The sequence below is a fragment of the Promicromonospora noduliphila genome (assembly GCF_056951025.1).
Genome location: NZ_CM167806.1, coordinates 3,247,366 through 3,272,700, shown reverse-complemented (window position 1 = coordinate 3,272,700; position 25,335 = coordinate 3,247,366). Strand labels below are relative to the sequence as shown.

General features: G+C 72.1%; 22 protein-coding genes and 1 pseudogene. 14 read left to right on the top strand and 9 right to left on the bottom strand.

Features of this window, described 5'->3' with window-relative positions; genetic code table 11:
* Positions 1-8: 8 nt before the first annotated feature.
* Positions 9-935 carry a thiopeptide-type bacteriocin biosynthesis protein gene (locus AC0QU1_RS14365; RefSeq protein ID WP_483570166.1) on the top strand — a complete coding sequence of 309 codons (927 nt, stop codon included), beginning with the start codon at positions 9-11 and terminating at the stop codon, positions 933-935.
* 5 nt (positions 936-940) lie between these two features.
* Positions 941-1,801 (top strand): hypothetical protein, encoded by an 861-nt coding sequence (locus tag AC0QU1_RS14360; protein WP_483570164.1) that lies wholly within the window; start codon positions 941-943, stop codon positions 1,799-1,801.
* A gap of 19 nt (positions 1,802-1,820) precedes the next feature.
* On the opposite strand, the gene AC0QU1_RS14355 is transcribed toward AC0QU1_RS14360, so the two are convergent.
* Together AC0QU1_RS14355 and AC0QU1_RS14350 are read right to left on the bottom strand one after the other, a co-directional pair.
* The gene (locus AC0QU1_RS14355) at positions 1,821-2,303 is read right to left on the bottom strand and encodes a GNAT family N-acetyltransferase (protein ID WP_483570162.1); all 483 of its coding nucleotides are present in this window, start codon (positions 2,301-2,303) and stop codon (positions 1,821-1,823) included.
* Entirely contained in the window at positions 2,300-5,323 is a 3,024-nt protein-coding gene (locus AC0QU1_RS14350) for an orotidine 5'-phosphate decarboxylase / HUMPS family protein (protein ID WP_483570160.1), read from the bottom strand. Before AC0QU1_RS14350 ends, AC0QU1_RS14355 begins: the two co-directional genes overlap by 4 nt.
* Before the next feature lie 57 nt (positions 5,324-5,380).
* Here AC0QU1_RS14350 and AC0QU1_RS14345 point away from each other — a divergent pair, with 57 nt between their 5' ends.
* From AC0QU1_RS14345 to AC0QU1_RS14320, 6 genes are all read left to right on the top strand, one after another.
* Complete coding sequence (locus AC0QU1_RS14345) at positions 5,381-5,650, top strand: hypothetical protein (RefSeq protein WP_483570158.1); 270 nt, start codon at positions 5,381-5,383, stop codon at positions 5,648-5,650.
* Positions 5,651-5,771: 121 nt separating this feature from the next.
* Entirely contained in the window at positions 5,772-6,179 is a 408-nt protein-coding gene (locus AC0QU1_RS14340; protein WP_483570156.1) for a TOBE domain-containing protein, read from the top strand.
* 4 nt (positions 6,180-6,183) lie between these two features.
* Positions 6,184-6,951 carry a molybdate ABC transporter substrate-binding protein gene (gene modA / locus AC0QU1_RS14335; RefSeq protein WP_483570154.1) on the top strand — a complete coding sequence of 256 codons (768 nt, stop codon included), beginning with the start codon at positions 6,184-6,186 and terminating at the stop codon, positions 6,949-6,951.
* Between the two features lie 10 nt (positions 6,952-6,961).
* Positions 6,962-7,762, top strand: coding sequence for an ABC transporter permease (locus AC0QU1_RS14330; protein ID WP_483570152.1), 801 nt, complete (start codon positions 6,962-6,964; stop codon positions 7,760-7,762).
* On the top strand, positions 7,759-8,820 hold the full coding sequence (locus tag AC0QU1_RS14325) for a sulfate/molybdate ABC transporter ATP-binding protein (protein WP_483570150.1): 1,062 nt from the start codon (positions 7,759-7,761) through the stop codon (positions 8,818-8,820). Before AC0QU1_RS14330 ends, AC0QU1_RS14325 begins: the two co-directional genes overlap by 4 nt.
* Before the next feature lie 252 nt (positions 8,821-9,072).
* Positions 9,073-11,106, top strand: coding sequence for an endonuclease/exonuclease/phosphatase family protein (locus AC0QU1_RS14320; protein WP_483570148.1), 2,034 nt, complete (start codon positions 9,073-9,075; stop codon positions 11,104-11,106).
* Between the two features lie 19 nt (positions 11,107-11,125).
* On the opposite strand, the gene AC0QU1_RS14315 is transcribed toward AC0QU1_RS14320, so the two are convergent.
* Positions 11,126-11,812, bottom strand: a complete 687-nt coding sequence (locus AC0QU1_RS14315; protein WP_483570146.1) for an alpha/beta fold hydrolase — start codon at positions 11,810-11,812, stop codon at positions 11,126-11,128.
* A 176-nt stretch (positions 11,813-11,988) separates the two neighbouring features.
* On the opposite strand from AC0QU1_RS14315, the gene AC0QU1_RS14310 reads away from it, so the two are divergent.
* On the top strand, positions 11,989-12,561 hold the full coding sequence (locus tag AC0QU1_RS14310) for a dihydrofolate reductase family protein (protein WP_483570144.1): 573 nt from the start codon (positions 11,989-11,991) through the stop codon (positions 12,559-12,561).
* A 163-nt stretch (positions 12,562-12,724) separates the two neighbouring features.
* On the opposite strand, the gene AC0QU1_RS14305 is transcribed toward AC0QU1_RS14310, so the two are convergent.
* Positions 12,725-13,174 carry an SRPBCC family protein gene (locus AC0QU1_RS14305; RefSeq protein WP_483570142.1) on the bottom strand — a complete coding sequence of 150 codons (450 nt, stop codon included), beginning with the start codon at positions 13,172-13,174 and terminating at the stop codon, positions 12,725-12,727.
* A gap of 140 nt (positions 13,175-13,314) precedes the next feature.
* On the opposite strand from AC0QU1_RS14305, the gene AC0QU1_RS14300 reads away from it, so the two are divergent.
* Positions 13,315-14,445 carry a helix-turn-helix transcriptional regulator gene (locus AC0QU1_RS14300; protein WP_483570140.1) on the top strand — a complete coding sequence of 377 codons (1,131 nt, stop codon included), beginning with the start codon at positions 13,315-13,317 and terminating at the stop codon, positions 14,443-14,445.
* A gap of 283 nt (positions 14,446-14,728) precedes the next feature.
* Here AC0QU1_RS14300 and AC0QU1_RS14295 read toward each other — a convergent pair whose 3' ends face one another.
* On the bottom strand, positions 14,729-15,463 hold the full coding sequence (locus AC0QU1_RS14295; RefSeq protein WP_483616220.1) for a CHAD domain-containing protein: 735 nt from the start codon (positions 15,461-15,463) through the stop codon (positions 14,729-14,731).
* A gap of 188 nt (positions 15,464-15,651) precedes the next feature.
* Here AC0QU1_RS14295 and AC0QU1_RS14290 point away from each other — a divergent pair.
* Positions 15,652-16,770: pseudogene (locus AC0QU1_RS14290) on the top strand (alpha/beta fold hydrolase); the annotation flags it as partial.
* Between the two features lie 171 nt (positions 16,771-16,941).
* Here AC0QU1_RS14290 and AC0QU1_RS14285 read toward each other — a convergent pair.
* From AC0QU1_RS14285 to AC0QU1_RS14275, 3 genes are all read right to left on the bottom strand, one after another.
* Positions 16,942-17,736 carry an SDR family NAD(P)-dependent oxidoreductase gene (locus tag AC0QU1_RS14285; RefSeq protein WP_483576691.1) on the bottom strand — a complete coding sequence of 265 codons (795 nt, stop codon included), beginning with the start codon at positions 17,734-17,736 and terminating at the stop codon, positions 16,942-16,944.
* 126 nt (positions 17,737-17,862) lie between these two features.
* Positions 17,863-20,226 (bottom strand): zf-HC2 domain-containing protein, encoded by a 2,364-nt coding sequence (locus AC0QU1_RS14280; protein WP_483570138.1) that lies wholly within the window; start codon positions 20,224-20,226, stop codon positions 17,863-17,865.
* Between the two features lie 154 nt (positions 20,227-20,380).
* A complete protein-coding gene (locus AC0QU1_RS14275) occupies positions 20,381-21,958 on the bottom strand; it encodes an MFS transporter (RefSeq protein ID WP_483570136.1) in 1,578 nt (525 codons plus the stop codon).
* A 48-nt stretch (positions 21,959-22,006) separates the two neighbouring features.
* Here AC0QU1_RS14275 and AC0QU1_RS14270 point away from each other — a divergent pair, with 48 nt between their 5' ends.
* Positions 22,007-22,615, top strand: a complete 609-nt coding sequence (locus tag AC0QU1_RS14270) for a helix-turn-helix domain-containing protein (RefSeq protein ID WP_483570134.1) — start codon at positions 22,007-22,009, stop codon at positions 22,613-22,615.
* Position 22,616: 1 nt separating this feature from the next.
* On the opposite strand, the gene AC0QU1_RS14265 is transcribed toward AC0QU1_RS14270, so the two are convergent.
* Entirely contained in the window at positions 22,617-23,129 is a 513-nt protein-coding gene (locus AC0QU1_RS14265) for a mycothiol transferase (protein ID WP_483570132.1), read from the bottom strand.
* Between the two features lie 201 nt (positions 23,130-23,330).
* On the opposite strand from AC0QU1_RS14265, the gene AC0QU1_RS14260 reads away from it, so the two are divergent.
* The gene (locus AC0QU1_RS14260) at positions 23,331-24,359 is read left to right on the top strand and encodes a DUF808 domain-containing protein (protein WP_483576690.1); all 1,029 of its coding nucleotides are present in this window, start codon (positions 23,331-23,333) and stop codon (positions 24,357-24,359) included.
* Between the two features lie 97 nt (positions 24,360-24,456).
* Positions 24,457-25,167, top strand: a complete 711-nt coding sequence (locus AC0QU1_RS14255; protein ID WP_483570130.1) for a GntR family transcriptional regulator — start codon at positions 24,457-24,459, stop codon at positions 25,165-25,167.
* Positions 25,168-25,335: the final 168 nt, after the last annotated feature.

The following is a 25,335-nucleotide window of genomic DNA, read 5'->3' as shown; positions in this document are numbered from 1 at the left end:
GCACCCGGATGAACCACACAAAGAACGAGACCATCGAGACGGCCGTACTGACTTACCTGGCCGACGGAGACGTCGCCGCAGCCGCGCGTACCGCCGGTATGAGCGCCGCGCGTCTCATCAAGGTCGCGGACCGCTATCGTGCCGCCGGCCTCAGCACTCTCGAACCCGATTCATACGGCTGGGCGCAGATCGACGTGGAGTTCAGCGACTACATCGATGCCGAGCGCACGTTCCACCAGGACCTGTGGCCCGCACTTCGTCAGCAGCAGTGGTGGTTCGTCCGCAAGAACCCGCATTGGCGCCTGCGGTACCTACAGCCCAGCGCCCCCGAGATGCCCGCCAACCTGCGAGACGTGCTGAACACGATGGCCGCCAACGGAGCGCTCCGGCGATGGCGGGAAGCGATCTACGAGCCGGAGACCGCCGCGTTCGGTGGCCACGCCGGACTGACCGCGGCCAACGCCATCCATGCCGCTGACTCGGCTGGGTTGTTCTCCAGCCTCGACGCCCACGACACGGAAGTACCCAGTAGGCCAGTTGCCTCTCTCATGCTGCTGGCCCACCTGATGCGGGCTACTGGGCTCGAATGGAACGAGCAGGGCGACGTGTGGACCCGGGTCCAGGCGCAACGTCCCGAAGCGACGCTCATGGATCGGGACGCCTCGGAACTCGTGGGGAAAGCCCACCGCGTGCTGTCGACCGATCTCGAAGCCCTTATGGGCAGCGACGCCCGCTTCGCGTCTTTGAAAGTCTGGGCGGCAGGACTGCACGCCGCCGGAAGCCACCTGGCCGGTCTCGTGGACGGCGGCACGCTCCAGACGGGTCTACGGACCATCCTGGCGCGCACCATCGTCTTCTGCTGGAACCGCGCCGGATTCACCACCGAGCAGCAGGCCGTGTGGGCCATGGTTGCTCGTCGAGCCATTCTGGGATGACCGTCATGACGCAGAGCACCACCTCGACCGACCTCAATCTGCCCGACACGCGCGCCCGGCACCGGATGCTCAGAGCGTTCGGCCTCGCCGCCCGCCGCCTCGGCGGACGTCCAGGGTCGCCCACCGACCAGCTGTGGGGATGGCGCGGACGCACTCTCTCCGGACCGATCGTCCTCGGCTCCACCGTCACCTGGCTGCGGCTGGCCAGCGGGCGTGCCGGCGAGATCTCGCGAACGTTCTGGCGTGGAAACGTCGCAGCCGAACAGCAGATCCCCAACGACGTACCCAGACCCCGCCTGCTACATCGAGATGAATGGGAGGACGGCCCTTGGCGCTACGCGGCCGAGATGTTCGAGCACACCATCGCGAGGCCCCTCAGTGCGACGCCTGCGCCGCCCTGGCCCCTGGCCGTCGGTCCTCTTCCAGAGTCTTGGTGGTCCGAGCTGCGCAGGATGCTCGACGTTGTCGGAGGCGTGAACACCAGGCGCTTCACGATCGATCCGGTCTGGGCCGAGCAACTCCTGGCCGACTACTTCGGACCCGACCAGGCCGCTCCCTCCCCGTGGATCACGTGCCACGGTGATCTGCACTGGGCAAACCTCGCGGGTCCGGACCTCGTGATGTTCGACTGGGAAGGCTGGGGTGGCGGCCCGGGCGGCTACGACGCCGCGTCCCTTCTCGTGCACAGCCTGCTCCAGCCGGACCTGGCTGCCGAGGTCCGCGAGCGGTTCGCCGACGTCCTCGGCGGTGAAAGCGGACGGTACGCCCAGCAGGTTGTCGCCGTCGAACAGCTTTGGCGTCGTCAGGGCACGCCGGACGACCCGCTCCTTCCGATGCTGCACGACTACGCTGACACACTCCGGTGACGATGGGACGGCCAGGGTTTCAGGACAGCAGCAGCTCGTAGACGGCTCGGTCCTTGCCCGGACCTTTGAAGTCCGAGATCACCTGGACGCCGTCGACTACACGGTCTCCCGGTACGTTCGTCCATCCGAGTGACCGCCAAGCGGCGTCGGCCGCCCGGTTGTCCGGTTCTGAAGTGAGCCACAAGCGCGCACAGCCCCACGTGCGTGCCTGTGCCACCACCGAGTCGAGCAGCGCCGTCGTGACCCCTTGGCGCCGATGGTCGGGGTGGACCATCACGTCCTGGACATATACCTGGCTGGTGTCGTCCTGGCTGCGGAAAGCCATCACGGCTCCGGCAAGTTCCCCTTCGATATGCACCACCGGGCAGGTCGACGAGAACAGCGTGGCGTACGCCCAGTAGTCCGAGGCCGTCCGCGCCCTGATGAACGGTTCGCCCAGGCCCATCAGGTGGATCACGTCGTCGATCATCGGAACCGCCAGCGGGGAGACGGCGATGTTCATGGGTTCCTTTCTGTCGTCTGAGAGATGAGGCTGGTCAGGGCAGCGGTGGCACGGCGCGGATCGGCGGACTCGGTCACCGCACGGCCTGCGATCAGGACATCCCAGTCACGGCTGGATACCACCGACGGGTCCGCGGCGGTGAACCCGCCGGAGACGGCCACGGGGAGCTGTGTCCACGTTCGGATCTGCTTCGCGCGCAGGAGCGGCTCACGCCCACCTGGCCCGAGATCGATGTTCGTAGTAACGACGAGTCCGTCGACACCTGCCCTGGCCATGTCACGTACCCACTCGGCCGAGTGCCGCTCCGCAGGGGCGTCCAGAAGAATGGATGTACCCAGGCGACGGGCGGCCGCACATGCCGCAGCCACGCTCGCGTGGGTAGCCGGTCCGATCAGGAGGACCACGTCCGCACCGTACTCGACGGCGTTCTCCACCTGATCACGCCCCCAGTCGGACGACATCATCTCGGCGACCACCAGCGCGTCAGGCACGGCGCGCTTGATCGTCTCGATAGCGAAGACACCATTCGCCTTGATGAGCGGGTCGCCCACCTCGATGAACCCGGCTCCCGCACCAGCCGCAGCCTGCGCGACGGCGACCGCAAGGTCGAGGTCAGCGACGTCAAGGGCGACTTGAAGGTGCCTGCTACCGCGCAGTCGACGGTACGTCTCGCTGGTGGTCAGCCCGGACCGCCTCTCCCCGGACTCGACCTGTGCGGCGACGGCCTGTCCTTCGCGAGAAGCCAGCCATGTCCCTGAACGAGCGGCGAGGTCCGCCAGTAGGCCGGCCCGCTCCGGCTCGACGACGAGCGCTCCCGTGCGGACCTCGCGCAGCAGGGGGACGACCGCACGGGGCACTGTGGTCAGCTCCAGCCGCGCGGGGTCGTCGCACAGCAGAGTCAGACGGTCCATCAGGTCGCGCACGTACCGAGGCGCATGGCTCCACGCGTCCTGGGAGCGGCAGCGCGCCAGCGCGGAGGTAACCAAGCTTGCTGCGACCTCGCGCCGTGCGAGCTGTTCGAGGGCACGGGCACGCACGTACCAGACGTCATCGTCCAGAAGGACTGGCAGGACGCCGGTCACGGCGCCCTCCGGTGCTGTCCGGAGGAGAATCGTCCCGGCCGCCCGGACCTTGTAGTCGCGATCGTCGACCAGGAGCTGGAGACCATGTGCTACTGCCGAAGACGTGGCAGAGACCTGCGAAAGTCCGGCCGCGACGGCAGCACGCACACGCCAGTCCTGATGCTCCAGCAGTGCATCGACCAGCCCAGCGCGATCGGCTGGCGTGATGAAGAGGTTCACATGACGCGCCAGGAACGCCGCCACCTCGGGAGTGGCCAAGTCAGCAGCCTCAACCAACCGCGCAGCACCGCTTCCGTCGAGCAGTGATTCGACGTGCTGAGCGACATCGTCCCAGACGGGTGAGCCATGGTCGTGCAGCACCGTGAACAGCCATGGATACCAGCCAACGCCCAGCGCATCGGAAAGCGATGCCTGGCGCAGCAGTGCCCGTACTACCTGGAGGGAGTCCGGGCTCCCATCACACGACCTGGCACACGAACGCAGCACGTCGAGTGTCGTGAACCGCATCCCGTCTGCGGCGACGTCGAGCAACCGAGCAAGCACCGACGTACCCACCAGGCTGGGTGCGAGCGCCACAGCGGACAGAGCGCCTGGGTCCGCTTCGTCCACGGCCATGACGAAGAACCGGTGCAGACCGACGGCGATTGCACTCGTATCAGCCGCCAGCGACAGCCCGCTGATCACCTCGATCAGGCGAGAACGCCCTTGGTTGGCGGTCACCTGCACCAGCCGGGCTGCGGCGAAGTACTCACGGACCAGGTCATGCGAGAACTCGACGCGCCCTCCGGTGGTGCGCTGGGCGAGCCCCGCAGGGACGGCGAAGTCCGCTGGCGCAGTCGCTGGAGAATGCCACGATGCGAGCAGGGGGAGGTATCGACTCAGGTCGGCCACGGCCGCGTCACCCAAGACGCGCAACGTCTCATCGACGTCGAGCCCTGACCGCGTCACGATCGCCCGAACACACCGGTCGACCAGCAGGTAGGGGCTGGTCTCCTGGACCGCCGTGCCCACCGCGCCGTCGCGCACCATGCTCATGAACATCGGGAGCTGGACCAGATCTCGGAGCTGCGACGGCAGATCCGCGAACGCCGGCAGCCCGTCCGGGCGTTCCTGCTCCCATGCGCGAGCGGTGTCGATGGGGTTCCAGGCAGACGTGGTGTGTGAGGCACCGGAGATCGGCCGGAACACAGACGCCGACAGCAGCGGGAACTCCGAGAGATCAGGCGTTGGCGGTGTGCGGACAACCAGCACGAATCGCAGGGCGGCCGTCACAGCTTGACGGAGGATCGCATCCACGGCCCGCCCGACGCTTCGCACCGTGTCCTCGGTGTTGATGCCGTCGATCACGACAACCAGGGGACGCGTCAGGGATTCCGCGGCACTCTCGATCGTGAGCAGCGGGTCTGTGCCGACCGGGACCGAGCCATACCTCAGGATGTCAGCCGCCAAGGACGTCGGCTCCGCCGTCGTTGCGGGGTGGATCTGGACGGCGGCGTTCTCGGACAAGGCATCGACGGCTGCACGGATCAGCGTCGACTTGCCTGTGCCAGCAGGCCCGCACAGCACGAAGACACGAGAGTCCGACTCGACAAACTCCTTCAGATACGCCGTCCCTGACTCATCGGGAAGGAGCCAGCTGGGGACCGCAAGGGCCGACGCGGTGCGCATGGCTGACGCGGCGGCCAGGTCGGCTTCCTTCTTTCCATCGCGCAGCAGCCAGAACCGCTCCCGGACGCTCTCGGACGCCTGCTCGAGGTCGGTGTCCAGGATCTGCTGCGTCTCCATTCGGAGCACCATGGCCTCGCCCTTACGCTCAGCGCTGGACAGAGCGACGTCGCTCAAGCCCAGATGCGCGGCGTACTGGCGTTGACTCAGACGGCGAGCGAGGCGCAGCGCCTTCATCTCCCGACCGGTCCATTGCCCGACTACTTCGGCCATCGGCCCCCTCCGAAATCGGCCTCCACACCATACCGGCGTCGTCGCCTGGAACGGAGAGTGAAGGCGAGCGCGGTCGGATGGGACGACCTCGCGGCACTGGCGGGGGTGCCCTTCCGCGCCGTTCCCGATGACGAGTACGTCGCCCACCTGACCACGACCTTCGGTCTGCCCGAGGCGGCCGCCCATCAACTCACGGCGCCCTATGCGGACTTCCGTGGCCCGTGGTCGAGTGCCCCGACCACGACCCTGGCCGAGCTGCTCGACCACCCCGCGGTTCCGGGGACCGAGGCCGTACAACAGCGAGTGGTCCAGTTTCCGACCGGCTGACCGCCCGCTCCTGGAGCTGGTTCGGCCGTGTCTGCGCGGGCAACTCGCGGGAGCGGGTGACCGGCGTCTGCGGCGTCCCCCCGTCTGTTCACGCCGAGTTTGCGGAGCTATGCTCGCTCACATGCCGCACATGAGGATCCGGGACGCCGCGGGGTACCTGGGCGTCAGCGACGACACGGTCCGGCGGTGGATCGACCGGGGGCTCCTCGGGGCGACGTCCGACGAGGCCGGGCGCAAGGTCGTGGACGGCTACGAGGTGGCCCTCGTGGCCAGGGAGCACGCGACGCCGCCGAGCCCGCCCAAGGGCCTGATGAGCTCGGCCCGCAACCGGCTCGTGGGGCTGGTCACCGACATCCGGATGGACACCGTGATGGCGCAGGTCGAGCTGCAGTGCGGGCCGTTCCGGGTGGTCTCGCTGATGAGCAGCGAGGCGGTGCGCGAGCTCGGGCTGGAGCGCGGGTCGGCCGCCGTCGCGACGATCAAGTCGACCCACGTGGTGGTCGAGACCGAGAACGACGAGAGGGACTGAGCGCATGAGGAAGCACACCCTGGCCCTCGCCGCCGTCGGCCTGGTCCTGCTGCCCGGCCTCGCGGCCTGCGGCAGCAGCGGCAGCGTCGCGCAGGGCACCACCACCCTCACGGTGTTCGCGGCCGCGTCGCTGCGGTCGACCTTCGAGGAGCTCGGCGAGACGTTCGAGGCCGACCACGACGGCGTCGACGTCCGGTTCAGCTTCGCCGGCTCGTCCGACCTCGTGGCCCAGCTCCAGCAGGGTGCCGACGCCGACGTGTTCGCCTCGGCGGACACGGCGAACATGGACAAGCTGGTGGCCGACGGCCTGGTGTCGGGCGACCCGCAGAACTTCGCCGCCAACACCCTGGAGATAGCGGTCCCGGCCGGCAACCCCGCCGGCATCGCGACGCTGGCCGACCTGGCCGGCGACGGCGTCAACCTGGTGACCTGTGCCCCGGAGGTGCCCTGCGGTGCCGCGGCCGCGCGCGTCGAGGAGGCCGCCGGGCTGGACCTCGAACCGGTCAGCGAGGAGCAGAGCGTCACGGACGTGCTCAACAAGGTCGTCACCGGGGAGGCCGACGCGGGCCTGGTGTACGTCACCGACGTGATCGGTGCGGGGGAGCAGGTCGAGGGCATCGAGTTCCCCGAGTCGGGCAGCGCGGTGAACACGTACCCGATCGCGACGCTCCAGGACGGCGCCGAGCCGGACCTCGCGCGCGAGTTCGTCGAGCTGGTGCTCAGCCCCGCGGGCCGGTCGGTGCTCGCCGAGGCGGGCTTCGCCGAGCCGTGACCGGCCGCTGATGGCACGCACAGAGGCACGCACCGAGGCGCGCGGCGTCCCCGCCTGGGCCTACGTACCCGCGACGGCGGGAGCCGTCCTGGTGCTGCTCCCGCTGGCGGCGATGGTCTCGCGGATCCAGTGGGGCGACTTCTGGTCGCTGGTCACCAGCGAGTCCTCGGTCGCCGCGTTCGCGCTGAGCCTGCGAACCTCCGCCGCCAGCACCGCGCTCTGCCTGGTGCTCGGGGTGCCCATGGCGCTGGTGCTGGCCCGCACGCGGTTCCCCGGGCAGGGCCTGGTCCGGTCCCTCGTGCTGCTGCCGCTGGTGCTGCCGCCCGTCGTCGGCGGTATCGCGCTGCTGTACACGTTCGGACGGCGCGGTCTGCTGGGCGAGACCCTTGAGGTGGCCGGCCTCCAGATCGCGTTCTCCACCACCGCCGTCGTGCTGGCCCAGACGTTCGTGGCCTTGCCGTTCCTGGTGATCAGCCTGGAGGGTGCGCTGCGCACGGCCGGCGACCGCTACGAGGTGGTGGCCGCCACGCTGGGCGCCCACCCGACGCGGGTGCTGTTCCGGATCACCCTCCCGCTGATCCTGCCGGCGCTCGGGTCGGGGACCGTGCTCGCGTTCGCCCGCGCGCTGGGCGAGTTCGGCGCCACCATCACCTTCGCCGGCAGCCTCCAGGGGGTCACCAGGACCCTGCCGCTGGAGATCTACCTGCAGCGCGAGACGGACCCCGACGCCGCGGTCGCCCTCTCGCTCGTCCTGGTCCTCGTGGCCGTCGTCGTCATCGGGTTCGCGCGGCGCGGGCGGGGCGCGCTGTGAGCCTGTCCTTCTTTGCCGACCTGCCCGAGCGCGGCTTCTCGGTCGAGCTCGACGTCGCCGACGGCGAGACGCTGGCCCTGCTCGGCCCCAACGGCGCGGGCAAGTCCACGCTCCTGGCCACCACGGCCGGCCTGATCCGCCCGCCGGACGCGCGGATCACGCTCGACGGCCGCACCCTGACCGAGACGACGGCGGGGCGGGCGCACGTCTGGGTGCCGCCGCACAGCCGCAACGTCGGGCTGCTCGCCCAGGAACCGCGGCTCTTTCCGCACCTCAGCGCGCTGGAGAACGTCGCGTTCGGCCCGCGCAGCCGCGGCGTCGCCCGACGGCGCGCGCGCGAGACCGCCACCGCCTGGCTCGCCCGCGTCGGCCTCGACGCCTACGCCGACCGGCGGCCCGCCAAGCTGTCCGGCGGGCAGGCGCAGCGCGTCGCCGTCGCCCGCGCGCTCGCGGCCGACCCGGCGCTCGTGCTGCTCGACGAGCCGCTCGCCGCCCTCGACGTCCACGTCACCCCCGCGCTGCGGGAGACGCTGCGCGGCGTCCTCGCGGACCGCACGGCGATCATCGCCACCCACGACCTGCTCGACGCCGTCCTCCTCGCGGACAAGGTGGCCGTGATCGACGCCGGCCGCATCGTCGAGCACGGCCCGACCCGCGACGTGCTGACCCGCCCCCGCAGCCCGTTCGCCGCCCGCATTGCGGGCCTCAACCTGGTCACCGGCACCTGGGCCGACGACGGCGTCCGCACGCCGGCCGGTCTCGTGGTGCACGGCCACCACCCCGATCCCGCGCCGGCGCAGGGGACCGCCATGGTGGCGATCTTCCGCCCGTCCGCGGTGGCGGTGTACCTCGACGCGGTCCCGGGTTCGCCGCGGAACACGTTCGAGGTGCGGATCTCGGCCCTCGAACCCCACGGCGACCTGGTCCGGGTCCGGGCCGACGGCCTCAACGCCGACATCACCCCGGCGGCGGTCGCCGAGCTCGGGCTGGTGCCCGGTGTGACGGCTCGGTTCGTGGTGAAGGCGGCGGAGGTCAGCGTGTACCGGGCGCTGCCGTGACCGGCGGTTCCTGACCGAGCGGTCCAGGCCGGGTTCGGTACACGCTGACCTCCGCCGGGTTCGGCACGGCGGTTCAGGCCGGGTTCGGCACGGCGGTTCAGGCCGGGCTGGGTACGGCCTCGGGCGGGCTCCGCGCGTCGGCTCGGCCCGGCGGTTCGGCTCGTCGTCGGGCCGCCGTCGTCCCGTGTTCACCCGCCCGTCAGCGCCCGACGCTTGCATGAGCTGACTCGTTCGCCGGTTCAAGGAGACGTCATGCGCGCAAGAACCATCGTCGGTGCGGCCCTCGCGGTCGCGACGCTGTTCGCGGGGGTGGTTGCGCCGTCGTCGGCCACACCGCCCGGGGGCGGTGCCGCCCTCGGCGAGCCGCACGCCGTCGCGCACGCCCACAACGACTACGAGCACGAGCGTCCGCTCCGCGACGCGCTGTCCCACGGCTTCACCAGCGTCGAGGCGGACGTGTGGCTGGTGGACGGCGAGCTGCTCGTGGCGCACGACCTGGCCGACGTCGACCCGGACCGCACGCTGGAGAGCCTATACCTGGAGCCGCTGCGCCGCCTGGTGCGCCACAACGACGGCAGCGTCTACCCCGGCTGGGACGGCAGCCTGCAGCTCCTCATCGACATCAAGTCCGACGGCGAGCCCACCTACGCCGCGGTGCACCGCGCGCTCGCGGAGTACCAGCGGATCATGGCGCGCGCCGCCTACGGCCACGTGCGCCCCGGCGCCGTGACCGCCGTCATCAGCGGCAACCGCCCGCTGGAGACCATGCGGGCGCAGAAGGTGCGGTACGCGTTCTACGACGGTCGCTCCGGCGACCTGGGTTCCGGGCTCCCCGCGAACCTGATGCCGCTGGTCAGCGACAACTGGACCAGGCTGTTCACCTGGCAGGGCGACGGCGAGATGCCCGCCGCAGAGCGGGACCGCCTGCACGCCTTCGTGGCCCAGGCGCACGACGCCGGCTACCGCGTCCGGTTCTGGGCCACGCCCGACCAGCCGGGCGCGACCCGCGAGGCCGTGTGGACCGAGCTCGCCGACGCCGGCGTGGACCACATCAACACCGACGACCTGGCGGGCCTGGACGCGTTCCTCACCGAGCGCGAGGCCGACCCGGTCGCGGCCACCGAGGTCACGGTCATGACGTTCAACATCTGGGTGGGCGGCACCCAGGTGGACCTGAACCAGGTGCCCGCGGCGATCGAGGCGGCGGGGGCCGACGTCGTCGGCGTGCAGGAGTCCGGCGGCAACCTGCGGCGCATCGCCGACCTGCTCGGCTGGGACCACGTCAACGAGCAGCTCCAGATCATCAGCCGGTACCCGCTGCTGCTGCCGGAGCCCGGGGCCGACCACGTGTACGTCGAGACCAGCCCCGGCCGCGGCTTCGCGATGAGCAACGTCCACCTGCAGGCCTACCCGTACGGCCCCTACGACCTGCGCGACGGCGCGACGCCGGCCCGGGTGCTGGCCAACGAGAACAGCATCCACATGGCGCAGATGGCGAGCCGGTTCGACTCGCTCGGCGCCCTCGCGGGCGACGGCTTCCCGGTGCTCCTCACCGGCGACTTCAACGTGCCGTCCCACCTGGACTGGACCGCGGCGACGGCGGCGGCCACGCCGCGCCCGTTCGACCTGGCCCTGCGCTGGCCGGTCTCGCAGCGCCTGGACGAGCTCGGGTTCCGCGACACCTACCGCGAGACCCACCCCGACCCCGTCGCGGTGCCCGGCTACACCTGGACCCCCGGCTACCCCGCTGGCACCGTGACCGACGACGAGGTGCACGACCGCATCGACTTCGTCTACGCCGCGGGCGCCACCGAGACCGAGGCGAGCGTCGTGGTCGGTGAGCCGGCGCCGTCGTCCCCGCTGGCGGGCGACTTCGGCGGGCCGCACTCCGACGTCGAGGTGAGCCCCTGGCCGTCCGACCACCGCGCCGTCGCCTCGACGCTCCAGGTCGAGGCGGCGCCGCTGCCCGACATCGAGGAGCCCGAGCCGGCGACCATCGCCACGGACCGCGCGTCGTACGCCCCGGGTGACCCGATCCGGGTGACGTTCGACGGCGGTCCGGGCGGCGACCTCGACTGGATCGGCGTCTACCCGGCCGGGACCGCGCCGGGCAGCGTGCCGTCCTACCGCTGGCGGTACGTCTCGGGCCAGACGAGCGGCACGTCGGTGATCGACGGGTCGGCCGAGGGCAGCACCTGGCCGCTGCCGGCCGGCGAGTACGACGTGCACCTGCTGGTGAACGACGGGTACGGGAGCATCGCCACGGCCCGGTTCACGGTCGGCTAGGACTGCCCGCAGCGATCCGTCACCCCGCCGAGCTCGCCCCGGCCAGCGCCCGGGCGAGCTCGGCGGGCCTGCTGAACATGGGCCAGTGGCCCGAGTCGAGGTCGACCAGGTCGACGTGCTTGGCCCGGGCGAGCTCCGGCACGTCGCCGCCGTCGATCCACTCCCGCGCCTGGGCCGCCGTGAACTCGGGGCACACGACCGTGACGGGGACGTCGAACCGGCGCTCGTCGGTCAGCCGCACCACGGCCTTGGCGACCCCCTCCGGCACGGGCGCGGCGGCAGCCGCGAACGCGTCCTTGGCCGCCGCGGAAAGGTCGGCCGAGTCCGGGCCCTCGAACGGGTCCCAGCCCGGGAACGGCATGACGCCGTCCGTGACCGGGAACAGGTCGGCGTAAGGCTTGCCGTCGTCCCAGGGGAAACCGCCGACGAGGACGACCCCCGCGATGCGCTCGGGCCGCGCGTCGGCGGCCAGCCAGGCCAGGGTGCAGGCGGCGGAGTGGCCCACGACCAGAGGCTTCTCTGGCGCGGCGTCCACGGCCGCGACCACAGCGGCCACCTGGTCGTCCAGCGTGGCCGACGTCGACCCGTCGCCCTGGCCCGGAAGGGCGACGGGCACGGCGCGGTGGTCGAGCGCCTCGAGCTCCGGTACGACGTCGTCCCAGGCGGAGGTGTCGAGCCAGAGGCCGCCGATGAGCAGGATGTCCATGATTCTCTTCTCCCGTGGTGAGGTGCGGCCCAGTGCCGTTGCACCCCACGCTATGACCGGTTCCGGACGTTCTGCTTCCGGATCAGGTTCCGGAGGCCCGATGAGTTTTTCGCGGCCGCCTCGTCTGTCCCGGTAGCACGCCGCACCACGCGGCCACCACGACAAGGAGAACTCCCATGCGCACCATCGTCGCCACCCACTTCGTCTCGCTCGACGGCAAGGTCGACCCGACCGGCGGCGACCCCGAGCTGCACAACACCGAGTGGACCTTCAAGACGGTCACCGCCGTGCCGGAGATGTACGACCTCAAGGGCCGCGAGCAGGAGGAGGCCGGCGCGCTGCTGCTCGGCCGCGCGAGCTACCAGATGTTCGCCCCCGTCTGGCCGGACATGGACGAGTTCACCCGCTACAACACCCTGCCCAAGTACGTCGTCTCCACCACGCTCACCGACGACGACCTGAGCGACAACTGGGGCGAGACCACCATCCTGCGCTCGCTGGACGACGTCGCGAAGCTCAAGGAGAGCGACGGCGGCGAGATCCAGGTGCACGGCAGCGTGAGCCTCACCCGGGCGCTCGCGGACGCCGGGCTCGTCGATGCCTACCACCTGCTCGTCTTCCCGGTCATCCTGGGCCAGGGCAAGCCGCTGTTCAGCGATGCCGACAAGCCGGCCCAGCGGCTCCGGCTGGTGGAGCACGAGGCGTACCGCAACGGCGTCCAGAAGCAGATCTTCGAGGTGGTGCGCTGACGCGGGCTGACGTGGACGCCGCCGTCGGCGTGTTGTAGCGAGAGGTGCTGCGCTGAGCGGGCGGACACCGCCGTCGGCGTTGTACCGAGGGGTGCTGCGTTGACTGGGCGGACGCCGCCGTCGGCGTGCGATACCGACGGCGACGCCCTTCCCATGGTGCGGGTCAGCCGACGGCGCCGCGCCAGGCGCCCGTCTCGGTGCCGCGGGACTCGATGAAGTCCTTGAACCGGTCGAGGTCGCCCTGCACCTGGCGGTCGTCGAAGTTCAGGGCGCTGCCCACCTTCTCGGTCGCGTCACCCGGCGCCCACTCGAGCTGCACCGTCACGCGCGTCCGGTCCTCCTGGAGCCGGTGGAACGTGACGACCCCGGCCTGGTCGGGCCCGGTACGGCTGGTCCAGGCGACCCGCTCGTCGGGGTGCTGCTCGGTGATCTCGGCGTCGAACTCCCGCTGGACCCCGCCCACCCGGGTCTTCCAGTGCGTGTGGGTCGGGTCGAGCTGGCGGATCTCCTCGACGCCCTCCATGAACTGGGGGAACTGCTCGAACTGCGTCCACTGGTTGTAGGCGGTGCGCACGGGGACGTCCACGTCGATCGACTTCGTGATGCTGGCCACGAGCCTCTCCTTCCGTCGGGTCCTTCCACCGTGGGCGGAGGGCGGCCCACTCGCCTGTCGGGCGGCGGTTCGGGGGGCTGGCGCCGCCCGTTCCGGACGTTCCGCTTCCGGAACCGTCGCGCGCGGCCTAGCCTGCTGGCGTGCCTTCCGACATCAGCCCCACCGCCCGCGCGCTGCGCACCCTGGAGATCCTGCAGACCCGTCCGGGCACGACGGCGGACGAGCTCGCCGCACGGCTCGGGGTCACCGAACGGGCGGCCCGGCGGTACGTCGAGATCCTGCGCGAGGCGGACATCCCCGTCTCGTCGACCAGGGGCCCGCACGGCGGCTACCGCCTCGGCCGCGGGACGCGCCTCCCGCCGGTCACCTTCACCCAGACCGAGGCGCTCGGCCTGGTCATGGCCGTGCTCGACAGCCGTCCTGACGCCGACGGCCTCGTGAGCACCGCCCTCGGCAAGGTCATCCGGGCGCTGCCGGAGGACGTCGGCCGGCAGGCGGCCACGCTCCGCGAGCACGCGTCCGCCGCCCCCGACCGGTACGCCGCGCGCCCGGACACCGCGGTCACGAGCGAACTCGTCGCCGCCGTCGCGGCCCGACGGCGCGTCGCGGTCACCTACCGCGGCGAGTCCGGCAGCGAGTGGGTCGCCGAGGTGGACCCGTGGGCCGTCGTCGTCCGCTACGGGCGGTGGTACCTGCTGTGCCACTCCCACCGCGCCGACGCCGTCCGCACCTACCGGGTGGACCGGGTCCTCGCCGTCGAGCACACCGACGTCGGATTCGAGCCGCCCGCGGACCTCGACCCGGTGGCGGCACTGGAGGAGCACCTGGGGACGGGGTGGCGGTTCACCACGCGGGTCGTGTTCCACGCCCCGCTCGCCGACGTCGCGCCGTGGATCCGGCCGGAAATGGGGCGGCTGGAGGCGGTGGGGCCTGAGGTGGTGGGGCCCGAAGCGGTGGGTCCGGGGGCGTCTGGGCGCGAGGCGGCAGGTGTTGTAGCGGTGGATCTCGAAACGCCGGGTCTCGAAGCGCCGGGTCTCGAAGCGCCGGGTCTCGAAGCGTCGGGTCTCGAAGCGTCGGGTCTCGAAGCGTCGGTGCCGGAGTCCTCGGGCGCCGCGTGTGTGCTGGTGGGCAGCACGCGGAACCCGGCGATGTACGCGCAGGAGTGGCTGGCGAGCGTGCCGTTCCCGTTCCACGTTGAGGGCGGGCCGGAGCTCCGGGAGGCGGTCGGGGTACTCGCGAAACGGCTGGCCGCAGCGGTGGGCCAGCCCTGACGCCGGGTGCCCCGGCGGGAGAACCTCATGGGTTCCGTCACTTGCGCTGAGGCCTCCGTCATTTTCCTTGAGTTCGGTCGGTTGCCTTGAGATCGGTCCATTAATGGACCGATCTCAAGGCAACCGACCGAACTGGATGACGCCTCGCAGCAGGTGACCGAACTCGCGGACGGCGGCGCACCGCAGGTGACCGAACTGGACGACGCCTCGCAGCAGGGGACCGAGCTCGCAGACGACGGCGCGCAGCAGGGGACCGAACTCGCGACCAGGGGCATCCAGGCATCTATGACCGCGCCCGGTACTCCAGCTTCGCGAGTGCGGCCGGTAGGTCCCCCAGGGCGGCGAGGGCCTGTTCGTGGCAGAGCGCGACGACGGCGTCGTACTCCGGCGCACCGTGCGCGTTCGCGCGGATGTGGTCGGCCAGCAGCATGGCGTCGCGGTGGTCGCCGAGCAGTGACTGGATCCGGTGACCCGCCGAGCCGAGCTTCTTCGTCCGCCGGCCCAGCAGTCCGACGGGCTCGCGCGTGACCGCGTCGCAGGTGTGGCGCAGCCGCCGGGCAGCCTTCCGCAGCTCGTGAGCCGTCTCCAGGCCGTCGAGGTCGCGAACGGCGTCGAGGGTGCGGCGGGCCTGACGGCGCACGGCCCGGCGCGCCGCCTTCTTCGCCGGCTGCGCGGCCCGGTCGCCGAGCCGGGGATCGGCGGCCCACGCCGCGAGCAGCCGGGTGACGGCCCGGCCCCGGTTGGACCTGGTCCAGCGGACCGCCTCGGCGTGCGCGTCCGCATGGGCGGCTCGTAGGGGGTCCACCAGGGCGGAGCGGGCCTCGTCGTCCAGCCCGGCGGTCTCTGCGTTGGCCGCGGCCTGCTCGGCGCGGACCCCCAGGTCGCGGGCCTGCCCCAGCACGTCGCCCCACTCCTTGAGCCGGGTCCGCAGCTCGACGGTCGCCTCCTTGTCGAGGTGCCTGCGGAAGGCGGCCAGGACGTTGCGCAGGCGGCGTACCGAGGTGCGCAGGCTGTGCACGGCGTCGGGCTCGTCGGCGAGCGCGGCGGGGACGCCTTCCTCGATCCGGCGCGCGAGATCCCCGACCGCGAGCGCCAGCGTCTCGCCCGCGGTCTTCGGACGGGTCGAGGTGTTTGTACCGATCGGTCCAGGTTACGCGCGCGGCTGTTTCCGTGGCCAGGTGCCGTCGTCCAGGCCAGGATGAACCCATGGACCAGGGTGCGACGTCAGGGGCGAGCATGGCCGAGCAGGGGGAGCGGGCGACGGCGGCGCCGGAGGGCGGCCCGGGGGAGCGGCCACCCCGCCGCAGACGGCGCCTGGTGCTGCGAATCGTGCTGATCGTGCTCGGTGTGGTGGTGGCGCTGGCCGTGCTGGCCGTGGCGGCCTACCTCTGGAACAACGCGACGGCGCGGGACCGCGAGCGCGCGGCGGTCGACGAGGCCGGGTTCACCGAGCAGCGGACGACGGTGGACGGCCACGAGCTCAACTACGCCGAGGGCCCGGACAACGGCCCGCCGCTGCTGCTGATCCACGGGCAGGGCTCGCAGTGGGAGGACCACGCGCTGGTGCTGCCCGAGCTGGCCGAACGGCACCACGTGTTCGCCGTCGACGTGCCGGGCCACGGCGACTCCGGCCGACTGCCCGCCGCGGACTACAGCAACGTGGCGGTCGGCACCCTGCTGGCGGACTTCGTCGAGCAGGAGCTGGACGAGCCGGCCATCGTCTCGGGGCACTCCTCGGGCGGGCTGCTGGCCCTGTGGATCGCGGCGGCGCGGCCGGAGCTGGTCGAGGGCCTGCTGCTGGAGGACCCGCCGCTGTTCTCGTCGGAGCTGCCCCGCCTGCTGGAGACCACGGGCGGCGGCCTGCCGACCATCGCCGAGGACTACCTCGCGGGCGACTCCGGCGACCCGAACGCCCCGGCGGAGTTCCAGCGCTACTTCGTCGAGCACAGCGACTACTTCGCCTTCTTCGGCCCGGCGGAGCAGCCGATCGTCGACTACTCGCTGCGCTGGATCGACGACCACCCCGGCGAGCCGCTGCGCGTCTTCTTCCTGCCCCCGCTGGTCAGCGTCTACTTCGAGGGGCTCGTGAACTACGACCCGGCGATCGGCGCCGCCTGGGTCGAGGACACCTGGTACGAGGGGTTCGACGTCGAGGCGAGCCTGGAAGCCGTCGACGTCCCGGTCACCCTGATCCACACCAACTACTTCGAGCAGGTCCAGGGCAGCGCCTACCAGGACGGGATCCTGATGGCCGCCATGGACTCGGACGACGTCGACCGCGCCCTCGGCCTGCTCGGTTCCGGGGGCGCGGACGGTGCCGAGCTGGTCCAGGTTGCCTCGGGCCACCTGGTGCACTACGAGCGCCCCGACGCCTATCTGGACGCGGAGCGCGCCCTGGCCGGGCGGGTTGGCGACCGATCGAGGCCAGGATCCCGCCGGACCAGCGCCGCCCGGACCAGCGCCGGACCCCACGAGCCGGCCCGGCGTTCGCCGACGTCAGGGGACTATCGAGTCCACATAGCCGCCGTCGACCCGGACGGCCGCGCCCGTCGTCGCCGAGGCGAGCGGCGAGCTGAGGTAGGCGACCAGGTTCGCGATCTCCTCCGGCTCGATGAGCCGCTGGAGCAGCGACTGCGGGCGGTGCCGCAGCATGAACTCGCGCTGCGCCTCGTCCCAGGGCAGGGCCGGGTCGACCAGCTCGTAGACGAACTTCTCGACGCCGCCGGTGTGCGTGGGGCCTGCGATCACGGAGTTCACCGTGACGCCGGTGCCCGCCGTCTCCTTCGCGAAACCCCGCGAGACGCCGAGCAGCGCCGTCTTCGAGACGCCGTAGTGGATCATCTCGGCGGGGATGACGACCGCGGAGTCGCTGGCGATGTTGAGCACGCGGCCCCACCCGCGCGCCGTCATGCCCGGCAGGGTGGACCGGATCAGGCGGACGGCGGCGAGCACATTGACCTCGAAGTACCGGCGCCACTCGTCGTCGTCGATCTCGAGCGGCGGCACGCTGCCGAAGATGCCCAGGCTGTTGACCAGCACGTCGACGTCGCCGGTCGCCGTGAGCACCTCGGCGGCGCCCGCTGCGGTGCTGACATCGCCCGTGGCAGGGACCAGGTCGCGGTCCGCGGACTGGGCCCGGAGCTCCTCGATCGTCGCGGCCACGCCGTCGGCGCGTCGCCCGTTGATCGCGACGCGGGCGCCCGCGTCCGCGAGCTTCGCGGCGATCGCTCGGCCGATGCCCTGGGTCGAACCGGTCACCAGTGCCGTCCTGCCGGTCAGGTCGATGCGCATATGTCGCCTCACTGTCTTTCTCGTACGAGCGGAAACGGTGGTCCCGGCCCACCGTAGGCGCGGTCCCGGCCCACCGTAGGCCGGGACCGTTTCCCGCCCCGAGTTCTGCCTCGGCCGGGGCAGCGGTCAGCCGTCCTCCGTGCGGGACCAGCGTTCCCACAACCACAGGATGAAGACGATCAGCAGGAAGGCGGGGATGCCGGCGATCCCGAGCCGGGCGAACCAGTTCATCAGCTCGGCGCCCAGGCCCGGCCGCGCGCCGTCGGCGGCGGTGGTGCCTTCGCCTTCTGCGGTCCGGCCTTCGCCGCCGGTTCCGTCGCCGTTGCCGTCGGTTCCGTTGTCGCCGCCTGTTCCGTCGGTTCCATCGCCGACGTCGTTGCCGCTCGTCCCGCCGCTCGTGCCGGCTCCGTTGCCACCGGGCGGATCTCCCGCAGTGTCTTCGCCGGACCGGTCACCTCCGGAGGCCGGATCCGATCCGGGGTCCCCGGGGGCGTCCGATCCGCCGTCCTCGCCGGACGTGCCCGATGCGGCGTCGTCGCCGGACGTTTCTCCCGCGAGGCCGAGGTCGGCGAGCCACTTCTCCACGGTCTCGGCGATGCTGTTTGCCGCATCCGTGTTGTCATCCGCGTTGTCGGATCCGCCCTCGCCGGCACCGCTGCCCTCGCCCCCGTCGTCCGGCGATCCGTCCCCGGGATCGGTGCCGCCGTCGGTGGAGCGTGCGCCGTCCGAGCCGCCGTCGCCGACGGCGCCGTCGCTGGTGGTGCCGTCGCCGGCGGCGCCGTCGCCCGAACCCTGATCGCCCTCGCTCGGGCCGCCCTGGCCGTCGGCGCCATCAGCTCCACCTTGTTCGCCGTCGCCTTGCTCGCCGTCGCCTTGCTCGCCGTCGCCGCTCACGCCGCCGTCGCCGCTCACGCCGCCGTCGCCGCTCACGCCGTCGGACCGATCGCCGTCGTCGCCCGCACCGTCGGACCGATCGCCGTCGTCGCCCGCACCGTCGGACCGATCACCGTTGCCGCTCGCGCTCCCGTCGGAGTCTGCTCCGGTCGCGCCGTCACCGGCCCCACCGTCCGCGTCGGCAGGGTCGTCGCCGGCAGGCGCGCCGTCTGTGCTGTCGCTGTCGGACTCCCCGTCCGAACCCACGGCGCCGTCGCCACCGTCGCCCGCGCCATCCACGCCACCGTTACCGCTGCCTCCGGCGCTGCCGCCGGGCCCGCCAACCCCGTCGGTCCCTCCGCCATCGCCTCCGCTGTCACCGCCATCACCGCTACCACCATCGGTCTCACCGCCTCCGCCTTCACCACCGCCACCAGCAGTGCCTTCGCCAGCACCGCCTTCAGCCCCACCCTCACCACCAGGGCTGCCTTCACCGGCACCACCTCCAGCCTCACCACGGGCGCCAGCCCCGCCTCCACCACCGGTCTCACCGCCGCCACCACCAGCGCCCCCGCCGCCTTCACCACCGCCCCCACCACCAGCGCCCCCGCCGCCTTCACCACCGCCCCCACCACCGGCGCCACCACCGCCACCCGCCCCGGGATCCGCCGCAGACTCGGCCGCCGGAGGATCCTGCGGCTGGTTCGCGACCAGCGCCGCAGCACCGCCACCGACCGCCAGCACCGCGAGCACCCCCGCGGCCACGGCTGCCTGCTTCTTGCCCGACGACGGCGGCTTCGCCGCCCCCGCCCCACCAGCCCCCGCCCCGCCGGCACCCGCGGCACCAGAGCCAGCCCCGGCCCCGGCCGCACCAGCCCCCGCGGCAACACCCGCCCCGAGCGCCCCGGTCGCCACGGCCGCCGCCACGACGTGCTGCCCGTAGTCCCGGAGCATCCAGGACACCTCGCGCACATCCATGAACGCCCGGGTGCACTCCGCGCACCCGTCCATGTGCGCCTCGACCCGAAGCCGACGCCGGGGCAGCAGCCGGTCCTTGAGGTAGTCGTGCATGGCGGCGCGGGTGGTGCGGCATTCGGGTTGGTTGACCGCGTGCGCGTGGGCGGCGGCGAACGCCCCGGCCAGGCGTTCCTCGGCGCGGCGTAGTCGCATGGTGACCGCGTGGGGGCGTACGCCCAGGCGGGTGGCGATATCCGTGACGGCGTGGTCGTGGACGTGCCGGTCGAGCAGGAGCTGCCGGTCGGGTTCGGCAAGATCCGCCAACGCGGTGCGCAGCATGGACACGTCGGCCTGGCGTTCGGTGTCGAGTTCGGCGCCGGGGGCGGGTGGGGTCAGGCCGTCCAGGGTGTCGTCCTCGACCGGCCGGGCCCGGCCGGCTTCCCTGGTCATGGTGATGGCTTCGTTGACCGCGGCCCGCCGCCAGTACGGGGCGGGTTCGGTGATGGTGCCGCCGGTGGAGACGATGCGGACCATTTTCTCCAGGGCGCGGCTGGTGGCTTCTTCGGCGTCGATGCCGGGCACGCGTGCCTGGACGGACCGCACGACATTCGGGCGATGCACCACCCAGTCGTCGAACCGTGCCTCGCTTGCGGCAGTCATACCCGTCCGCCCCCTCCCGATCCGCGATGATTCCACCGGGTTCGGGGCCGCGCGCGATGAATCGCACGATGTGCGTCAACGCACGATTAGTCGGTCAGCAGTATTTCCGGCTTTCCCAGCATTAATTCGGGAAAGCCGGAAATACCGCACCGACTCAAATGTCCGCGCCCGGCACGCGACCGGAACGCCGCGGCCCGCGGACGACGACGTAGACGAAGAGCACGGCCATGACGGCCACCCCCGCCCACATGGCCTGCTGCCAGCCCGCGACGAACGACTCCTGCGCGGCACGGACCAGCGCCTGCGCCTGCGGCCCGGCCTGGTCGGCGGCAGCCAGGGCGTTGGCCACGCCCGCCCGCGCGGCGTCGGCGGCGCCGTCGGGAACATCGGAGACGGCGGCGAGCCGTGCGTCGACGGCGTCGCGGTACCCGGAGGACAGGAGCGCGCCGAGCAGGGCGATCCCGAGCGCCGTGCCCAGCTCGCGGGTGACGTCGTTGAGGGCGGACGCGACGCCCTGGCGTCCCTGCGGGAGGGAGCTGGTGATGGCTTCGGTCGACGGCGTCATCGCCAGGCCCATGCCGAGGCCCATGGCGAGCATGCCCGGCAGGACGGACGGGTAGCCGCCGTCGACGGAGACGACGGTGGCCATGAGCGCCAAACCGGTGCCGGCCAGGAGGATGCCGGTGGCCATGATCCCGCTGGGGCCCATGCGCGTGGCCAGCCGCGGGGCGAGACCGGACGCCACCATCATGAGCACGGCCATGGGCATGAGCGCCAGCGTGGACACCAGGCCCGACCAGCCGAGGACGGCCTGGAAGAACGGGAAGAGGACCACGAAGATGCCCGCCTGCACGCCGAAGATCACCACGAGGGTGAGCGAGCCGCCGGCCAGGCCGCGCTCGCCGAACAGCCGCAGGTCCAGGAGCGCGCCGTCCCGCCGTCGGAGCTCCCAGACCACGAAGGCGACCGCCGCGACGAGACCGACGGCCAGGCCGAGCAGGGTCTCGGGGGCGGACCAGCCGCGGACGGGTCCCTCCTGGAGCGCGAAGACGATCCCGGCCACCGCGACGATCGACGTCCACGCGCCGACGGTGTCGAAGGGGTGCCGGTGGGTCTCGCGGGAGTCCGGGACGGACCGCAGCGACAGCACGAGGGAGACCACGACGAGGGCGACGGGCAGGGCGAAGAGCCACCGCCAGCTCACCAGGTCCACCAGGACGGCCGAGAGGAACATGCCAAGGATGCCACCGCCTCCCGCCACGCCGGTCCACACGCCGATGGCCTGCCCCCGCTCCTCCTCGGGAAAGGTCGAGGTGATGACGGCAAGGGTGATGGGCATGATCATCGCGGCGCCCACCCCGCCGGCCAGGCGGGCGGCGAGCAGCACCTCGGCCGACGGCGCCAGACCCGCCGTCAGGTTCGCCGCGCCGAAGACGACCAGGCCGACCAGCAGCATCCGCTTGCGGCCGAACCGGTCGCCGACCGCGCCGAGCGGCAGCAGGAGCGCGGCGAGGCTGAGCGTGTAGACGTTGATGATCCAGAGGATCGTGCTCTGCGAGGCGCCGAAGGTGACCGCGAGGTCAGGCTGGGCGACGTTGAGCCCGGACACCGAGGCGATGACGGCCATCAGCGCGACGCACACGGCGACAAGGATCGTGCGCCGCTGACGGGCGTCGGGCGCGGCGGGGACGCCGCTCGGGTCGGCGGCCAGGGGAGGGCGGTACGTAGTCATGCGCTCGACGCTAACCGCCGGTTGTCGCAGAGGCATACACTCTTGCCTATGACGCAAGAAGATGGCGAGCTGGACGGCCTCGTGCGCAAGCGCATCCGTGCCCTGCGCGTGGCCCAGGGCTGGTCCCTGGAGGAGCTGGCCACGCGCGCCCAGGTCAGCCAGTCCACACTCAGCCGGATCGAGAACGGCCAGCGTCGCCTGGCCCTGGACCAGCTCGTCACCCTTGCGCGCGCCCTGGACACCTCGCTCGACCAGCTCGTCGAGACGGCCACGGACGACGTCGTCTCCAACCCGATGATCGACGGGACCCACGGCCAGATGCGCTGGAACATCAAGGCCGAGCCGGGCATGACCGTCGTGCGTCAGCGGATGACGAAGCCGCCGCCGGAGAACCTCTCGCGCATGCGCGCCCACCCGGGCCGCGAGTGGTTCGTCGTCATCTCCGGCACCGCGGTCCTGCTCCTGGGCAACCGGCGCTTGCGGGTCGAGACCAACCAGGCGGCGGAGTTCCCGACGATGCTGCCGCATGCGATCGGCGCGGAGGGCGGACCGTGCGAGATCGTCCGCCTGTTCGACCGCGACGCCCGTCGTGGCCACCAGCGCGGCGACGACTCCGGGGCGGCGAGGCGGTCGGCCAGGCAGCCGCGGCGGGCGTGACCTAGCGCCGCCGTCGGGCGATGCCCCGGACGAAGGCCGCCTGGCCCGCGTGCTGCAGGTCGTCGTTGACGACGCTGACCAGCCGGACAGCGAGGGTGACCGGCGGGTCCCACGAGGTGTCGACCACGCGCGCCAGGTCGTCGTCGGACAGCGTGCGCACGTACTCGACCGTGCGTGCGTGCACGGCGTCGTGGTAGCCAGTGAGCAGGTCGCCGGACGGCACGCGGACGGCGGCGACCTCGTCGGCGTCGTGCCCGTAGCCGGTGTCCCCGGCCGGGAACGGCAGGGCGAACCTGCGGTCCCAGCCGTCGTCGGACCAGACCTGGCCGGTGCCCGCGACGTCGGCGACGTGGTCGTCCTGGATGCGGGTCAGGTGCCAGACCAGCCAGGCGATCGAGTTCGCGCCGTCGTCCACGCGGAAGGCGAGCTCGTCCGCCGTCAGCCCCCTGACCGCGCCGTGCACCGCCTCCCGGATCCGGCCGAACGCGTCCACGAGCAGGTCGGTACTACGCATCGCTGGTCCTCCTTGGAGCCGTGCCGTCACATCGCAGTGCCACGATGCCACGCCCGGGCCGCTGCGCACGCCGTCCGGCCGACGCCCCGGGCGCCGCGCCGCGCGTCGTCCGACCGATGCCCATGCATCAGCCCACTTTGCATAGGCTGCGGGTATGACGACGACACACCGACCCGAGCGGAGGGCGCCGTGGGCGGCCTGATGGGACTGCTGGACGACATCGCCGCGCTGGCGAAGCTGGCGGCGGCCTCTATCGACGACGTCGGCGCGGCGGCCGGCCGCGCGACCGCCAAGGCGGCGGGCGTCGTCGTGGACGACACGGCCGTGACGCCGCAGTACCTGCGCAGCATCGCGGCGCAGCGTGAGCTGCCGATCGTGCAGAAGATCGCACTCGGGTCGATCCGCAACAAGCTGATCTTCATCCTCCCGGTCGCCCTGCTGCTGAGCCAGTTCCTGCCCTGGCTCCTGCCGATCGTCCTCATGGTCGGCGGCACCTACCTGGCCTACGAGGGCGCCGAGAAGATCTGGCACAGGATCTCCGGCCACCACGATGCCGAGGTGCCCGCGACGGAGATCAGCCCGGAGGCCGAGAACAGGATGGTCGCCGGCGCGATCCGCACCGACCTGATCCTGTCGGCCGAGATCATGGTGATCGCCCTCGACGAGGTGGCCGACGAGGGCTTCTGGTCCCGGCTGACGATCCTCGTGGTCGTGGCGCTGGTCATCACCGCCGTCGTCTACGGCGTCGTCGCCGCCATCGTGAAGATGGACGACGTCGGCCTGCGCCTGGCCGAGCGGGAGTCAGGGTTATCCCAGTCGCTGGGCCGCGGGCTCGTCAAGGCGATGCCGCGCGTGCTCGCCGTCATCTCGGTGGTGGGTACGGTCGCGATGCTGTGGGTGGGCGGGCACATCCTGCTCGTCAACCTGGGGCCTGACGGGACCGGCTGGGTGCCCGCGCCGTACGAGTGGGTGCACCACACCGAGGTGGCGATCCACGACGGCACCGGCGCGCTCGGCGGCACGCTGGGCTGGCTGTTCAACACGCTGTGCTCTGCCGTCGTCGGCCTCGTGGTCGGCGCCGTCGTGGTGGCGGTGCTGCACCTGCTGCCGTCCGGCAAGAAGGCGGACGCGCAGCGGGAGCACGAGGAGAAGGTGGCCGAGCAGCGGGCGCGCGAGCTGAGGTCGGGCACGCCGGACGGCACGGCGGAAGAGGCAAGCGCGGAGAGCTGACGGGCGTGCGCAGCACGTTGATCGGCGCCCCGACGTGCGGCAGGACTTGTATGTAAGCGGCGTCGACCACCGGCCTCGGTGTGGGAGACTCCTGCGCATGGGGCAAGCCGCGAACCGGTCCAACCGCCGCGTCGTCTACGAGACGCTGCGGCGCAAGGTGCTCACGCTCGAGCTGCCGCCGGGCGCCTCCCTCTCGGAGAACGAGCTCGCCGCCGCCCTCGGGGTCAGCCGTACCCCGGTCCGCGAGAGCCTGATCCTGCTCGGCGAGGAGGGCCTGGTCCGGGTGTTCCCCAAGGTCGGGTCCTTCGTGTCCCGGGTGGACGCCGCGCGCGTCGCCGACGCGCAGTTCCTGCGCGAGGCGGTCGAGCTGGCAGCCTTCGACGACATCCCGGCCGACCTCGACCCCGACGTGCTCGCCGAGCTGCGGGCCAACCTGGAGCAGCAGCGGGCGCCGGGCCTCGACCTGGAGACGTTCTTCGGGCTCGACGAGGCGTTCCACCACGGGCTGCTGCGCCTCAGCGGGCACGGCAACGCGTGGTCCACCGTCGTCGCGGCCAAGGGGCACCTGGACCGGGCGCGCCGCCTCGGGCTGCACGAGACGAACGGCGTGGGCCGGTTCGTGGACGAGCACCACGCCATCCTCGACGCCGTGGTGGCCGGCGACATCCCGAGCGCCCGGGACGGCCTGCGCGCCCACCTGCGCGCGGTGTTCGACGACATCGAGAAGACCCGCCGGCGCTCGCCCGAGCTCTTCGCGGCCGACGACGGCTCCGTGCCGGTGCGGCGCAGCATCGCCGTCTGGGAGTAGCGGCCCGGCCGGCAGCAGCGGCCGCGAACCGGCCGGGAGCGGCGGCCGAACCGGCGCGGAGCGGCGCCGGCCGCCCGGTCGATAATGCGTCCCACCTGACCACGCTGGGGCGCCGGGTCGCGGGAACCCGGGCGTGCCCCGCGCCGTCGGCGAACCGCTAATAATGCG

Bases quoted from the DNA above. Each gene is read 5' to 3' on its own strand.
- AC0QU1_RS14365 (WP_483570166.1), top strand. From the start codon at position 9: ATGAACCACACAAAGAACGAGACCATCGAGACGGCCGTACTGACTTAC.
- AC0QU1_RS14360 (WP_483570164.1), top strand. From the start codon at position 941: ATGACGCAGAGCACCACCTCGACCGACCTCAATCTGCCCGACACGCGC.
- AC0QU1_RS14355 (WP_483570162.1), bottom strand. From the start codon at position 2,303: ATGAACATCGCCGTCTCCCCGCTGGCGGTTCCGATGATCGACGACGTG.
- AC0QU1_RS14350 (WP_483570160.1), bottom strand. From the start codon at position 5,323: ATGGCCGAAGTAGTCGGGCAATGGACCGGTCGGGAGATGAAGGCGCTG.
- AC0QU1_RS14340 (WP_483570156.1), top strand. From the start codon at position 5,772: ATGCCGCACATGAGGATCCGGGACGCCGCGGGGTACCTGGGCGTCAGC.
- modA (WP_483570154.1), top strand. From the start codon at position 6,184: ATGAGGAAGCACACCCTGGCCCTCGCCGCCGTCGGCCTGGTCCTGCTG.
- AC0QU1_RS14330 (WP_483570152.1), top strand. From the start codon at position 6,962: ATGGCACGCACAGAGGCACGCACCGAGGCGCGCGGCGTCCCCGCCTGG.
- AC0QU1_RS14320 (WP_483570148.1), top strand. From the start codon at position 9,073: ATGCGCGCAAGAACCATCGTCGGTGCGGCCCTCGCGGTCGCGACGCTG.
- AC0QU1_RS14315 (WP_483570146.1), bottom strand. From the start codon at position 11,812: ATGGACATCCTGCTCATCGGCGGCCTCTGGCTCGACACCTCCGCCTGG.
- AC0QU1_RS14310 (WP_483570144.1), top strand. From the start codon at position 11,989: ATGCGCACCATCGTCGCCACCCACTTCGTCTCGCTCGACGGCAAGGTC.
- AC0QU1_RS14285 (WP_483576691.1), bottom strand. From the start codon at position 17,736: ATGCGCATCGACCTGACCGGCAGGACGGCACTGGTGACCGGTTCGACC.
- AC0QU1_RS14280 (WP_483570138.1), bottom strand. From the start codon at position 20,226: ATGACTGCCGCAAGCGAGGCACGGTTCGACGACTGGGTGGTGCATCGC.
- AC0QU1_RS14275 (WP_483570136.1), bottom strand. From the start codon at position 21,958: ATGACTACGTACCGCCCTCCCCTGGCCGCCGACCCGAGCGGCGTCCCC.
- AC0QU1_RS14270 (WP_483570134.1), top strand. From the start codon at position 22,007: ATGACGCAAGAAGATGGCGAGCTGGACGGCCTCGTGCGCAAGCGCATC.
- AC0QU1_RS14265 (WP_483570132.1), bottom strand. From the start codon at position 23,129: ATGCGTAGTACCGACCTGCTCGTGGACGCGTTCGGCCGGATCCGGGAG.
- AC0QU1_RS14260 (WP_483576690.1), top strand. From the start codon at position 23,331: ATGGGACTGCTGGACGACATCGCCGCGCTGGCGAAGCTGGCGGCGGCC.
- AC0QU1_RS14255 (WP_483570130.1), top strand. From the start codon at position 24,457: ATGGGGCAAGCCGCGAACCGGTCCAACCGCCGCGTCGTCTACGAGACG.